The organism is Corallococcus sp. AB018 (genome assembly GCF_003986945.1).
GTDB lineage: Bacteria > Myxococcota > Myxococcia > Myxococcales > Myxococcaceae > Corallococcus > Corallococcus exiguus.
This window is the reverse complement of the sequence record NZ_RAWR01000125.1, coordinates 1-13,272: the sequence shown is the minus strand read 5'-3', so window position 1 is coordinate 13,272 and position 13,272 is coordinate 1. Positions and strand designations below refer to the sequence as shown.

Sequence of the window (13,272 nt, the reverse complement as noted above, 5' to 3'; positions counted from 1 at the left end):
CCTTAAGAGAGGGGCTGAAACAGGACCGGCATGGCCCTCGGCGTCCGGAAAAAATGCCCGGCCTGGGAAGTTTGTTTCCCAACCTGACCCTGCAGAAAGCTCCACCTGTTGCCGCGCTGCCTCCGCGTTCCTAGCTTGCGCCCGGTCTGATTATCCGAGGCCCTGTGTGGCGGGAGGCGTGGCGTGTACTGGACCATGGGCATCATCTTGATGGTGTTGTGGGTGATGGGGCTGATCACCGGTTCAACGGAGGGGCAGTGGGTGCACCTGCTCCTGGTGTTCTCGCTCATCGCGTTCGTGCTGGCCGTCGCGTCGCTGGGGCGCCGGCGGGGGCTGGCATGAACCTGCCGGAGCTGGACATGGCGTGGCTGGAGCTGCCGCGGGACAAGGCGGGCTTCGTGCGGCGCGAATGTCCCCGCTGCCAGCGCTCCTTCAAGACGCGGCCCAGCCGCCACGACGCGGGGATGCTGCAGCGGCTGCTCGCGGGCTACTTCCCCTTCGAAAACCTCCACGAGGCGTACACGCCCGAGGAGCTGCCCGCGTGGCACTGCCTGTACTGCGGCCACCGCGCGCTGCCGGACGCGTGGCTCACGCCGGATCAGTCCGCGCACGTGGAGCAGATGGCGCGCGCGTGGGCGAACCACGTGCGGTACGAGCAGCTGGCGTACGTGCAGCGCACGCTGTCCCAGAACCCGCGGCCCACCTTCATCTCCGTGGCGCCGGAGCCGCTGCCCCGGCCGCTGCCTCCGGACGAGGAGATGCTGCGCACGCTCCCCATGGTCTGCTGCGGGGACGAGGTGCAGGCCCAGTGGGAGTGGGATCTGCCGATGGTCTGTCCGCGCTGCGGCGCGCACCACGGCGGGCTTTCGGGCCGCCACCAGGTGCAGCTGGAGTTCGTGCACGAGTAGTGGACGGGCAGGGCGCGCGGAGGGCAGGCTCCTTCGCGCGATGAAGCCGTTCCCCCCGGTCCGGGTGGTGTTGCTGGCCCTGCTCCTGCTGGGCCCGGCCGCCGCCCATGCCCACGAAATAGAGGTCGCGCCCGGAGCGGTGGACGGCTTCGCCGGCTGGGTGGGCGAGGGCATCCGCCACATCCTGGCCGGAGCGGATCATCTCCTGTTCCTCCTGGCGGTGCTGCTGGTGGGCGGTTCGTTCCGGCGGATCCTCTTGTTGGTGACGTCCTTCACGCTGGCGCACTCGCTGACGCTCGGGCTCACGGCCCTGGGCGTGGTGACGCTGGGCGCGCGGGGCACGCGGTGGGCCGAGGCCGCGATCGCCGCTTCCATCCTCTACATGGCGCTGGAGAACCTGCTCTTGCGCCAGCACGGGCACCGCGCGGGCCTGACCTTCCTGTTCGGCCTGGTGCATGGGCTGGGCTTCGCGAGCGTGCTCGGCGGCTATGGGTTGGGGACGGACGCGGTGCCGGCGCTCCTGGGCTTCAACCTGGGGGTGGAGATGGGGCAGGCGGTGGTGGTGGCCTTCCTGGTTCCCGTGCTGCGAATCGTTCAGCGCAGGCCCCGTCTGCACTCGAGGGTTGTGCGCCTGTCGTCCATTGGCCTCGCGGGAGTGGGGCTTTATTGGATGGTTGCCCGCGCGGTCGGTTGAATTGCACCAACAGCGTTCCTAGCTTGCGTCTCACGAGGGTGGGGGAGGGACGCTGATGGGAGCGAGGCATACCCGGCTGGCAGCCGCACTGGCCGCCGCGTGGGAGGCAGAAGTGGTGTCGGCCCGCCGTATGACGGGGCTGGCGGAGCGCATGAACGACGCGCGGGTCCGGGCGCGCCTGATGGTGCTGGCCGCCTTCTGCCGCGCCCATGCATCACGGCTCCTGGCCCGCCTGGCGGCGCTGGGACGAGGGCCGTTGCCGGTGCCTCCAGAGGAAATCGATCTGGATCCGGACACGGTGCTCGAGCTGCGCCGGGAGGGGGCCTTCGCTCGCGCATCGGCCGCGCGCTACGAGACAACCGCGGAGATGGCGCGCCAGCACGCGGACCTGTCATCCGCCTGGGTCTGCGAGCTGAACCGGACCGAGGAGCAGGATCGGGCCCGGGAGCTGCTCGCCCTGGCGGAAGGAGCCCTGGCGGCGGTGCGGCGGGGCGAGTCCCAGGCCGTCGCGGCTCCCGCGGATTCCTGAGGGGGCGGAAAGAGGGCCGGGCGCGGGGAATGCGCTCGGTCGGTGACAGTCCTGGCGTCTTGGGCGTATGAATCCGCCCATGGCGAAGGAGAGCTACAACGATCTCATCTTCCAGCTCGGCGACCTGGCCCGGGACGTCCTCCCGGGCAAGCCGAACTGCCCCCGCTCCATGGAACGCGTCTACCGCGCCGAAGAGGTGCTGGAGGCGCGCCGGGACGAGCTGGCGGCGCTGGAAGCGGAGATGAACGACGAGGACGTGGCCTATCAGGACTTCCTGGCGCAGCATGAGGACGACTGCGGCGCCCAGAAGGAGATCACCGGCCGTTTCCAGAAGGCCGTGACGGCGGTGGAAGGCAAGGTGAAGGGGCTTCGCAAGACGCTGGCCACCCGCCGCGCCGACCTGCGCTACGCCATCGTGGGCCTGAAGAAGCTGGAGGCGAAGCTCGCGGACCTGGAGATGACCACCCAGGATCCGGTGAAGCTGGACGCCGCCAAGCAGAACCTCAAGAAGAACCGCATCGCCCAGATGCGCCTGGCGCGCGAGGTGGAGGACTGGGAATCCCAGCTGGCGGCCTCCCTCACGCCCACCCCCGGCCAGCCCGGCGCGGCCGGCATCCTGGCGCACAAGCGCCTGATCGAGCTGGAGGACGCCGCGGAAGAGCAGAAGACGCAGCACGACGCCCGGATGGCGGAGCTCGACCAGGCCATCGCCACCAAGGAGGAGGAGATCAAGGGCGCGGAAGATTATCTGGATCAGGCCCTGTTCCTCCTCGGCGAAGAGGTGTATGCCCAGCGCATCGCGGACGGGCAGCTCAACCCCTTCTACAAGCGGTTGGACGTTGCGCAGTGAGGGGTACGCCCACCCTTGGTGCTTGACGTTGAGGACGTGTTTGCTATCTTGCGCCGCTTCCTGGCGGCCGCAGGTACGCGTGTAGGCCAGTTCATTGAATTCATTGGGCTTTCAGCGCCACGGGCGCTCGCTGTGAGGACGACGTGAAGGGTCTGATTGGCAAGAAGATCGGCATGACCCAGGTGTTCAACGACGAGGGCAACCTCGTTCCGGTGACGGTCATCGACGTCAACACCTGTCTGGTGGTCGGCAAGCGCACCCCGGAGAAGGATGAGTACTCCGCGGTGACCGTGGGCTTCGGCGAGATCCGCGAGAAGCTCTTGAACAAGCCGCAGCTCGGCTTCTTCAAGAAGGCCAGCGCCACGCCGCGCCGTCACCTGCGCGAGTTCCGCGTCACGGCCGAGGAGGCCGCGGGCTTCAACGTGGGCGACGCCGTCAAGGCGGACATGTTCACCAAGGGCGAGCTGGTGGACGTCACCGGCGTGACCAAGGGTCGCGGCTTCTCCGGCGTCATGCGCCGCTGGAGCTTCAAGGGTTCGCAGACCAAGACCCACGGTACGCACGAGTATCAGCGTCACCCGGGCGCCATCGGTCAGCGTAAGACGCCGGGCCGTACGTACCCGAACAAGAAGATGCCGGGTCACTACGGCGTCGACCGCGTCACCACGCAGAACCTGACCGTGGTGGACGTGGACGTGGAGAAGGGCCTCGTGCTCGTGAAGGGCGCGGTCGCCGGCCACAACGACGGCATCGTCATCGTGCGCCCCTCCATCAAGGTGGCCATGCGCGCGCAGCACAAGGCCGCGCGCTGATTCGCAGCCACTGACGCCGGGGCGCTTCACCGCGCCCCGTCAGACGCCCCGCTTCCAGCACCTTCGGGTTGCTGGGCGGGGCGTTCGTCGTTTCCGGGTGCGGTGTCCGCGCGTGCGTGCGGGGCCTGAGGCCGCGTATCCCCGTGGAAACGTTGAGTGCTGGTCGCCCTGGGGACAAAGGGCGAAAACTTTACCGACTGCCGCTGGGATCCGCTTGCGGTGAATGGGCGCCGTGCTCACATCGCTGTCCCACGCCGGAGCCTCGCCGTCCAAGCAGACGGGTTGCCATCCGGATCACCCAACGGCCCACCCCCGGGCCGGGCAGGAGATATGAACGCACGCACGCTTCGCGTCTTCGCCGCGCTGAGCCTCTCGCTGACGGCTCTCGGCGCCGCCGCACAGGAAGACGGCGTCCTGGACTCGGCGGTCGTCCGCAACCGGCTCTACAAGCCCGCGGGCCATCCGGAGCTGTCCCTGTCCGTGGGCCTGCCAGTGCAGACGCACCTGACGGCGCACTACTTCTTCGACGTTGGGCTGGCCTACAACCTGTTCGACACGTTCGCGCTGGAGGCGCGCGCGGGCTACGCCGTCAGCCGCCACACGGGCCTGGCGCGCTCCATCTCCGAGTCCTTCCTGGACCGCGAGGACAAGCGCGTCACGGACGAGCTGGAGGACATGTGGCGGATGGGCCTGCACGGCGTCATCGGCGCGCGGTGGGCTCCCATCTACGGGAAGATCAGCCTCGTCGCGGACATCCCGGTGCACTTCCAGACGTACCTCTGGGCGGGCGGCGGCCTCACCAACCTGAAGCGCCAGTCCGTCATCCAGTGCTCCCAGGTGGTGGACCGGGCCGCGGGCGTCTGTGACAACCGCACGGCCGTGGATGACCGGGGCAGCGCCACGGAGAACTACTGGGTGAAGGAGTCGCGCGTGGCGCCGGTGGTGTCCGCCGCGCTGGGCTTCCGCTTCTTCATCAAGGAGCAGCACGGCATCCGGCTGGAGCTGCGCGACTGGATCTTCAAGGACAGCTACCGCGTGAACCTGCTGCGCGACGACTGGGAGGCCGGCAATCCCACCGGCGAGCCCGCCGGCAGCCCAGGCCTCACGCACCTGGTGCAGTTCGACCTCGGCTACACCTTCTCGTTCTGACCCATTCCTATGCGACCCTTCCGTTCCATCGCGCTCCTCGTCGCCGCGGTGCCTGCCCTCGCGTTCGCGCAAGGCGCCTCCCCGGCGCAGCCGCCGGCCGCTCCGGGTCCGGATGCGACCGCGCCGGCCTCTCCTTCACCGGCTGAACCGCCGGAGCGCCAGCGCACCGAGCGCGACGCGCCGGCAGTGCCCCAGTCCATTCCTGAAGCCGCGCCGGCGACGCCGTCCGCGCCCGCCGTCACCGGTGAGGGCGACGCGGACAGCGCGCCGGCCTCCGAGCCCTCCAGTGTGCAGGCTCCAGCGGCCACTCCGACCACGGACGCGCCGGTGCTGGACACCGGTGAAGCGCCGCGCACCACGGACGCGCAGCAGCAGCGGCTGGTGAATGGCGCGCCGCTCTACAACCCGAACGTCAACGTCCACATCGTCCAGAAGAAGCGCTTCGCGGACGAGGGCAAGCACGAGCTGGTGCTGTACCCCGGCGTCGTGCAGGTGAACGGCAAGTTCACCAACCACGTGGGCACCGGGCTGAACTACGTCTACCACCTGCAGGAGAACTTCGCCCTCCAGGTGGGCGGCCAGTACAACTGGTACTCCGACGAGAGCGACTTCAACCTGGAGCTCATCGACAAGGTGCGCGAGCAGGCCCAGGCCGCGTCGTCACTGCTGCTCCAGTGGGGCGCGTACGCGGGCGTGGAGGTGACGCCGCTCTACGGCAAGTTCGCCTTCTTCAACAACTCGCTGGCGCAGTTCAGCGTGGTGCTCAGCGGCGGCGCGGGCATCGGCAAGACGCGCCACCTCATCCGCCCGGAAGTGGCGAACGAGGTGGAGGGGCAGACGTTCCAGGTGCCCGCGCGCTTCGGCGACACGGGCAACAAGTTCCTGGGTGAGGTGGGCGGCGGCTTCCGCGTGCAGTTCGGTGAGCACTACGCCCTGCGCCTGGAGGTGCGCGACCTCATCTACACCGCGCGCGTGGACAAGGTGGATGGCTGCAACCTGGCGGACTTCGAGGCGCTGGAGGCCGCGCGTGCCGCCAACCAGCCCTTCGACGGTCTCAGCCTGAGCGGCAGCTGCAAGGTGGCGAAGTTCGACGGCGTGGACCCGAAGACGAAGAAGAACTACCGCGAGGACATCATCCTCGGGAGGGACCTCGTCGCCGAGCCTTCGTCGGACGTCCTCAACAACGTCAGCTTCTACGCTGGCTTCTCGGTGCTCTTCTAACCATGTTCCGACTGCTCCGACTCCTCGTCGTCCTCGGGCCCCTCGCCGTGTCCCCGGTGGCCCTCGCCCAGCAGGACGTGGGCACCTACAACCGCGCGCTCTCCGCCTTCAACGAAGGCAAGCTCGACACCGCGGCCCCCCTCTTCGCGCGGCTGGCGGAAGGGGAGGACGCGGACCTGAAGGGCAAGGCCGAGTTCTACCTGGCGCAGACCTTCGCCAAGAAGGACCTGCCCGTCGCGGCCTTCATCTCCTACGCGGCCATCGTCAACGCCGGCCCGACGCACCCCTCGTACCTCAAGGCCATCGAGGGGCTGGTGGACATGCAGCAGCGGCTGGATGAGCAGAACCTCATCCCCAGCATCCTCAACCAGGCCTACACCGACGAGGTGCGCGACCGCTGGGTCACGCTGCCCAAGGAGGTGCTGGCGCGCATCAACTACCTGGTCGGCACCGCCAGCCAGCGCCGCATGCGCTTCGAGGAGTCCCGCTCGCTCCTGGAGGCCGTGCCCGCGGACAGCCGTGTCTACGCGAAGGCCCGCTACCTGCTGGGCACCGTGCTCGCCGACCCGCGCTTCCCGGGGCGTCCCGGGGAAGGGGAGACGCTGGACAAGGAGGCCATCGCCGCGTTCCAGGTCGTGCTCAACACCCGGGAGCCGCAGGTGGAGCTGCCGGAGACGCGCGAGCTGGCGCTGCTGGCGCTGGGCCGCGTGCACTACCGTCGCGGTGAGTACGCGGACGCGGTGAAGGCGTACGAAGGCGTGCCCCGTTACGCGCGCTTCTGGGACCAGGCCCTGTTCGAGAACGGCTTCGCCCGCTTCCAGAACGAGGACTTCGGCGGCGCGCTGGGCAGCCTCCAGGCGCTGCACGCGCCGCAGTTCGAGGGCGCCTTCCAGCCCGAGTCGTGGATCCTCAAGGCGACCGTCTATTACTACTCGTGCCTCTACGACGAGGTGAAGACGACGCTCGCCGCGTTCGACGAGCGCTACGGCCCCATGGCCAAGCAGCTGGAGCCCTTCACCGGCGAGGACGTGGCGCCCATCCAGGCCTTCAACCTGGTGGCCTCCGAGAACCGCCGCCTGCCGCGCGCCGTCTACCTGTGGATCCGCAACAACGAGCGCATCCGTGAAGTGATGCGGACCCTGTCGCGCGTGGACCAGGAGAAGCGCGCCATCAGTGAAGGCCCGTGGCGCGGGACGCCGTTCGCCGCGCAGACGGTGGCGTCGCTCGAGGACATCCGCACCACGCTGCTCCAGGTGGGTGGCACGCTGGCGAAGAACCGCATCAAGGAGGCTGCGGACAACCTCCGCACCTTCTCCGACCAGGCGGAGATCATCCGCGTGCAGACGGCGCTGGATGAGAAGGACCTCTTCTCCGAGGGCGTGGACCAGAAGGCGCTGCTCACCCGCCAGACGCTCTACCGCCCGAAGATGCCCGGCGCGGCGTGGAACTACTGGCGCTTCCAGGGCGAGTTCTGGATCGACGAGATCGGCTACTACCAGTACACGCTCAAGCGAGGCTGCCCCGCACGGCAGGAGAAGTAGGCAAGTAGGAGCCGGGCACACCCGGCCGCCAGGAGCAGCACCCCAAAGAGGCCCCTCCACCGTGCGTTTGTCACGGAGGACGGGGCCTCTTCGCGTGATGTTGAGTCCTGGAAGGTGGCTCGGCGTGATCGCGTACGCCGGGGCACAAGGCACGTTCCGGGCCACTTCTCAATCTGGGTACCCGCGTCTACTTTCCGTCGTCCCTCCCAATTGGGCAGAAGTTTTCCCAGGCAGGCGAGGCGCGGTTCTCCAGGAGCTCGCATGAAGGTGGTTCTTCGGTTCGGTGCACTGGCGGTGGGCGTCGCGCTCGCGGCTGGTGGGGTGGGGGAGGCGGCGGAGGAGACGGCACCGCCGCGGAAGGTGGCGACGAAGAAGTCCTCTTCGAAGGCAGCGGCCAGGAAGGCCGAGGCCGCGAGCAAGAAGGACAAGGAGGAGGCGAAGAAGGCGGAGCTGCCGCCCGGCGTGGCGCCCCAGGACATGCGCAAGGGCCCGGCGCGGGTGAAGCCCGCCACGGCCAAGTTCGCGGACATGCCGCGCATCGCGGACTCCAAGAAGGACGCGCTCGCGGACAAGAAGCGCGACGAGGCCATTGAAGGCTTCAAGCGCCTCATCCCCAAGCTGCAGGAGACTTCCACGCAGAAGGCGGAGATGCAGTACCGCCTGTCGGAGCTCTACTGGGAGAAGTCCAAGTACCTCTACCAGCTGGAGATGGAGAAGTTCCTCACGGCGGAGAAGGCCTACGACGCCGCCGTGGCGCGCGGTGAGAAGGCCACCGCGCCGGAGCAGGACCACCGCGACTCCGAGCGCTACCGCGCGGAGACGATGCGCATCTACGAGGCCATCCTCAGCGAGTACCCGGACTACCCGGCCCGCGACGAGGTCCTCTTCTCCCTGGGCTACAACCTCTACGATCTCAACCGCCGCGCGGACGCGGTGGCGCGCTACGAGGAGCTGATCCGCGACTTCCCGAAGTCGCAGTTCGTCCCGGACGCGTACATCCAGCTGGGCAACCACTACTTCGAGAACAACAAGCTCGCGCCCGCGAAGGAGAACTACGAGAAGGCGCGCGCCTCCGGTGTTCCGAAGATCTACGCCTACGCCACCTACAAGCTGTCCTGGTGTGACTTCAACGCGGGCGACCTGGACGCGGGCCTGAAGAAGCTCCACGAGGTGGTGGACTACGCCAGCCAGCGCGGCGAGGAGCTGGGCGACCTGCGCACGGAGGCCCTCAACGACCTCACCGTCTTCTACGTCCAGTTGGATCAGCCGAAGGAGGCGCTCGCCTACTTCAAGCAGAAGGCTCCGGCCAGGCGCCAGGGCCGGCTGCTCGCGAAGACGGCGGCGGGCCTGGTGGACGCGGGTCACTTCGACAGCGCCATCCTGGTGTACCGCACGCTCATCGACGACTCGCCCATGGGCGCGAACGCGCCGGAGTACCAGCAGGCGGTGGTGCGTGCGTTCGAAGGCCTGCGCCAGCGCCAGCAGGTCCGCAAGGAGATGAAGCGGATGGTGGACCTCTACCGCCCGGGTGGCGAGTGGTGGACCTCCAACGCCAGCAACGCGGGCGTGCTGCGCAACGCCTTCAGCGTCACCGAAGAGGCCATGCGCGTGATGGTCACCGAGTACCACCAGGAGGCGCAGAAGACGCGCCAGGTGGAGACCTACCGGCTCGCGCGCGACATCTACAAGCAGTACGTGGACGCGTTCGCCTCCAGCGACAACCCGGAGTTCGTGGCGGACTCCGCCTTCAACATCCGCTTCTTCTACGCGGAAATCCTCTGGGCCCTGGAGGAGTGGGAGGCCGCCGCCGGTGAGTACGACGCCGTGGTGGCGTTCAAGATTCCGGACCGCGACTCCGCGAAGGAGGTCTCCAACGAGGCCTACCGCAAGAGCGCCTCGTACAACGCGGTGCTCGCGTACGACAAGCTGGTCAAGATCGAGCGCGGCCAGCTCTCCAAGAGCGACCTGAAGGACGGCCAGAAGGTCGACGAGAAGAAGGACAAGGGCGACGTCGCCAAGCAGAAGCTGGTGAAGCGCGACGCCAAGGAGCAGGCCGAGCAGTCGCTCACGAAGTTCGAGGACCGGCTGGTCGCCGCGTGCGACACGTACAACAACCTCTACCCGGGCAACCAGGATGAGATCGACCTGCGCTACCAGGCCGCCGTCATCCTCTACGACCGCGCGCACTTCGTGGACGCGGCCCGCCGCTTCGGGGAGATCATCGAGAAGTTCCCGGAGGAGCGCCGCTCGCGCGACGCCGCGGACCTGACCATGTACGTGCTGGAGAGCCGCGAGGAGTGGAAGGAGCTCAACACGCTCTCGCGCAAGTTCCTGGGCAACAAGAAGCTGTCCAAGCCCGGTTCGGACTTCGCCCTGCGCGTGTCCCGCGTGGTGGAGGGCAGCCAGTACAAGTACGTGGATGAGGTCGTCTACAAGAAGGAGAAGAACCCGGCGAAGGCCGCCGAGGAGTTCCTCACCTTCGTGACGGAGTTCCCCAAGTCGGAGAACGCGGACCGCGCGCTCACCTACGCGATGGTCATCGCGCAGGAGGCGGGTGAAGTCGACAAGGGCATCACCGCGGGCGAGCGCGTCCTCAAGGAGTACCCGAACAGCAGCTTCGAGCTGAAGACGCGCTACACGCTGTCCGGCCTCTACGAGAAGGTCGCCGAGTTCAAGAAGGCCGCGGCGATGTCCGAGTCCTTCGTGGCCGAGTACGACGCGGCGGTGAAGGCCCGCGAGACTCAGTCGAAGAAGGACAAGGACAAGAAGGCCAAGGCCACCACGGTCGCGAAGAAGGACGACACGCCGGGCGCCGTGGAGGACGTGGAGTCCAAGCGCGCGCAGAAGGCCGCCGAGCTCAAGGCGCAGGTGGACGCGGCGGGCGAGTGGGTGGCGGACGCGCTCTTCAACGCGGGCGTCTGGTACGACGGCCTGGGCGAGTCCCAGAAGGCCGTCACCGCGTGGAACAGCTACCTGGCGCGCTTCAAGGACCGCAAGGACGTGCCGCAGGTGGCCTTCTCCATCGGCCTCGTCTGGGAGAAGGAGAAGAAGTGGGGCGACGCGGCCCGCGCCTTCAACCGGTTCGTGGAGGACTACGGCCGCGACTCGCGCACCGCCGCGGGGCAGGCGTACCTGGCGCGGTACCACGAGCTGCTCTCGTACCAGAAGCTGAAGGACGTGCGCGGCCAGGAGAAGGCGCAGGACGAGCTGGTGCGCGGCTGGAACAAGCTCGCGGAGGGCGTGCGCAAGGACACCGCGGTGCTCAACGCGTACGGCCACGCGCGCTTCCTGGCGCTGGAGCCCACGTGGAAGCGCTTCTCGGACATCAAGTTCACGCGCGTCTCCACCATCCGCCGCGACCTGACGAACAAGCAGAAGGAGATGCAGCGCGTGGAGAAGGAGTACGCGGCGGTGCTCGCCACGGGCTCCGGGGAGTGGGGCATCGCGGCGCTGACCCGCATCGGCCTCGCGTACGCGGACTTCGCTCGCAACATCATGGACTCGCCGGACCCGTCCGGTCTGGATGAAGAGCAGCTCAGCATGTACCGCGGCGAGCTGGAGAACCTGGCGCTTCCGCTGGAGGACAAGTCCAGCGAGGCCCTGGAGAAGGGTCTCCAGAAGGCCTACGAGCTGGGCATCTACAGCGAGTGGACCCTGGCCGCGCAGGATCAGATCAACCGCCTGCGCCCGGGTGCCTACGCCCAGGTGAGGCCGGTGACGTACCGGGGCAGCAGTGATTCGCGCATCGCCTCGGGCGTGCTGAAGGACCTCAACGGCCCCATCAGCGCCTCCGCGGAGCCGAAGCCCGCCGCGCCGGAAGCGGTGCCCGCCGAGGGCGCGAAGCCCGCCGCCACGCCGGAGGGCTCGGAGCCCGCGAAGTCCGAGCCCACCGCGTCGCTCGAGGGGGTGCGGCCGTGAAGACGAACCACAGCATCGACATCAGCAGCCAGTTGAAGGGGATGGGGACGACGGGGATGAACGGCTTTCGCACCAAGCGCATGTTCCTGGCGGGGGCCTTCGCCTTCGCCTTCACCACGGCCTGCGCCACGGGCCCCAGGCCCACGCCCGTCGCGATGAACGCGGTGGAGAAGCCCGCCGTCACGGTCCCCGCCGCGGCGCCTCCTTCCGCTCCGGCGGACAAGGGCGACGCGGACGGCCAGTTCGCGCAGGCCCTGAAGGCCTACGAGGCCGGGGACCTGGACGCCGCTCGCAAGGGCTTCGAGGCCGTCGTCTCCCACGAGCCCAAGGCGCTCAACGCGCGCTTCAACCTGGGCGTCATCGCGGAGAAGCAGGGCCGCCCCGCCGACGCCCGCGTGGCGTACGAGCAGGTGCTCGCCCTGAACCCGGCGCACACGCCGTCCGTGATGAACCTGGGGCTGATGCACCGGCACGCGGGCCAGCTGGACGAGGCCCTCGCGCTGTACATGAAGGCGCTCCAGACGCCGGGCCATGAACACGACGAGCCCGTGCTCAACGCGCTGGCCGCGACGTACCGGCTGGCGGGCAAGCTGGACGAGGCGGAGGCCACCGGCCGGCGCGTGCTCGCGCGCAGCAAGGACAACCCGGAGGCGTACAAGACGCTGGCGCTGGTGGCGTACGACCGGGGCCAGTACCGCCTGGCGGAGCTGCTGGTCATCAACGCGCGCAAGGTGGCGCAGGACGACCCGGCCATCTCCAACACGCTGGGGATGATCTACCTGAAGATGGACGACCGCCCGCGCGCCCTGGCCCAGTTCCAGAAGGCCGTGTCGCTGGATGACAACTTCGCGCCCGGCCACCTCAACCTGGGCGCCCTGGCGCTGAGCTACCGCGACTACGCGGGCGCGGAGAAGGCCTTCACCAAGGCCCTGTCCCTGGAGCCGGACGGCCTGGAGGGCCAGCTGTACCTGGCGTACGCGCTGGACGGGCAGAAGGGCCTGGATCCGAAGAAGGGCGTCGCCGCGGGCGAGGCGTTCGAGAAGGTGCTCGCGCGCTCCGCGGACAAGCCGGAGGCGGTGTGCGGCGCGGGCTGGGCGTACGCGACCGAGCGCGCGGCCTTCGAGAAGGCCATCGCGTTCCTGGACCGTTGCAAGGAGCTGTCGTCCACGACGGAGCAGGACAAGCAGCTCATCACCGCCAAGGTCAACGGCCTGCAGAACATGCTCAAGAACCCGCCGCCCGCGCCGGCTCCGGCCGCCACCGCGGAGGCCGAGGGCGAGGCGAAGAAGGACGCCGCCGCCACCGGGGGCGCGGGCTCGTCCGTGATGAACCAGCTGCCCCAGGACACCAGCGCTCCCGAGCAGGAGGCTCCGGCGGAAGAGCCGGCTGCCCCCGCGTCCGACGATGCGTCCGGCAATGGACAGACGGCTCCGACGCCTGCTCCGGCGCCCTGAAGAAACAACAGTCGTCCCGGCGGGAGGGATGAGAACTTTCTTCCCGCCTTTAGCCGCCCAGGTGCAAGCGACCGGGCGGCTCCCTTAGAATCCAGGGACTTGGAGTTGGTGCGAGCCCTGCAATGGAATTCGCGAAGCGGGCCTCGGCGGAGACATCACATGAAACGACTGCTGGCAGCGATGGTGATGGTGGGGG

At 68.5% G+C, this 13,272-nt stretch carries 11 protein-coding genes; all 11 read left to right on the top strand.

From position 1 onward, the window contains the following. Positions 1–183: 183 nt before the first annotated feature. The gene (locus D7Y11_RS24985) at positions 184–342 is read left to right on the top strand and encodes a lmo0937 family membrane protein (RefSeq protein WP_120525751.1); all 159 of its coding nucleotides are present in this window, start codon (positions 184–186) and stop codon (positions 340–342) included. After that, positions 339–908: a hypothetical protein gene (locus D7Y11_RS24980; RefSeq protein WP_120579617.1), complete on the top strand. Its 570-nt coding sequence runs from the start codon at positions 339–341 to the stop codon at positions 906–908. Before D7Y11_RS24985 ends, D7Y11_RS24980 begins: the two co-directional genes overlap by 4 nt. 40 nt (positions 909–948) lie before the next feature. After that, positions 949–1,602, top strand: a complete 654-nt coding sequence (locus D7Y11_RS24975; protein ID WP_121754116.1) for a HupE/UreJ family protein — start codon at positions 949–951, stop codon at positions 1,600–1,602. Between the two features lie 115 nt (positions 1,603–1,717). Then, positions 1,718–2,131: a hypothetical protein gene (locus tag D7Y11_RS24970; RefSeq protein ID WP_223743187.1), complete on the top strand. Its 414-nt coding sequence runs from the start codon at positions 1,718–1,720 to the stop codon at positions 2,129–2,131. 79 nt (positions 2,132–2,210) lie between these two features. Then, the gene (locus tag D7Y11_RS24965; protein ID WP_120579615.1) at positions 2,211–2,981 is read left to right on the top strand and encodes a hypothetical protein; all 771 of its coding nucleotides are present in this window, start codon (positions 2,211–2,213) and stop codon (positions 2,979–2,981) included. A gap of 143 nt (positions 2,982–3,124) precedes the next feature. Further along, positions 3,125–3,793 carry a 50S ribosomal protein L3 gene (rplC, locus tag D7Y11_RS24960; protein ID WP_120579614.1) on the top strand — a complete coding sequence of 223 codons (669 nt, stop codon included), beginning with the start codon at positions 3,125–3,127 and terminating at the stop codon, positions 3,791–3,793. Between the two features lie 330 nt (positions 3,794–4,123). Beyond that, positions 4,124–4,942 carry an outer membrane beta-barrel domain-containing protein gene (locus D7Y11_RS24955; protein WP_120579613.1) on the top strand — a complete coding sequence of 273 codons (819 nt, stop codon included), beginning with the start codon at positions 4,124–4,126 and terminating at the stop codon, positions 4,940–4,942. Positions 4,943–4,951: 9 nt separating this feature from the next. Beyond that, the gene (locus tag D7Y11_RS24950; RefSeq protein WP_120579612.1) at positions 4,952–6,163 is read left to right on the top strand and encodes an outer membrane beta-barrel domain-containing protein; all 1,212 of its coding nucleotides are present in this window, start codon (positions 4,952–4,954) and stop codon (positions 6,161–6,163) included. A gap of 2 nt (positions 6,164–6,165) precedes the next feature. Next, positions 6,166–7,704 carry a tetratricopeptide repeat protein gene (locus tag D7Y11_RS24945; RefSeq protein ID WP_126934955.1) on the top strand — a complete coding sequence of 513 codons (1,539 nt, stop codon included), beginning with the start codon at positions 6,166–6,168 and terminating at the stop codon, positions 7,702–7,704. Between the two features lie 261 nt (positions 7,705–7,965). After that, positions 7,966–11,622, top strand: a complete 3,657-nt coding sequence (locus D7Y11_RS24940) for a tetratricopeptide repeat protein (protein ID WP_126934954.1) — start codon at positions 7,966–7,968, stop codon at positions 11,620–11,622. Beyond that, positions 11,619–13,076 (top strand): tetratricopeptide repeat protein, encoded by a 1,458-nt coding sequence (locus D7Y11_RS24935; RefSeq protein WP_126934953.1) that lies wholly within the window; start codon positions 11,619–11,621, stop codon positions 13,074–13,076. Before D7Y11_RS24940 ends, D7Y11_RS24935 begins: the two co-directional genes overlap by 4 nt. The last annotated feature ends 196 nt before the right edge of the window (positions 13,077–13,272 follow it).

Excerpts from the sequence above, each read along its gene's own strand:
- D7Y11_RS24945 (WP_126934955.1), top strand. The coding sequence starts at position 6,166 with ATGTTCCGACTGCTCCGACTCCTCGTCGTCCTCGGGCCCCTCGCCGTG.
- D7Y11_RS24940 (WP_126934954.1), top strand. The coding sequence starts at position 7,966 with ATGAAGGTGGTTCTTCGGTTCGGTGCACTGGCGGTGGGCGTCGCGCTC.
- D7Y11_RS24950 (WP_120579612.1), top strand. The coding sequence starts at position 4,952 with ATGCGACCCTTCCGTTCCATCGCGCTCCTCGTCGCCGCGGTGCCTGCC.
- D7Y11_RS24975 (WP_121754116.1), top strand. The coding sequence starts at position 949 with ATGAAGCCGTTCCCCCCGGTCCGGGTGGTGTTGCTGGCCCTGCTCCTG.
- D7Y11_RS24965 (WP_120579615.1), top strand. The coding sequence starts at position 2,211 with ATGGCGAAGGAGAGCTACAACGATCTCATCTTCCAGCTCGGCGACCTG.
- D7Y11_RS24955 (WP_120579613.1), top strand. The coding sequence starts at position 4,124 with ATGAACGCACGCACGCTTCGCGTCTTCGCCGCGCTGAGCCTCTCGCTG.
- D7Y11_RS24980 (WP_120579617.1), top strand. The coding sequence starts at position 339 with ATGAACCTGCCGGAGCTGGACATGGCGTGGCTGGAGCTGCCGCGGGAC.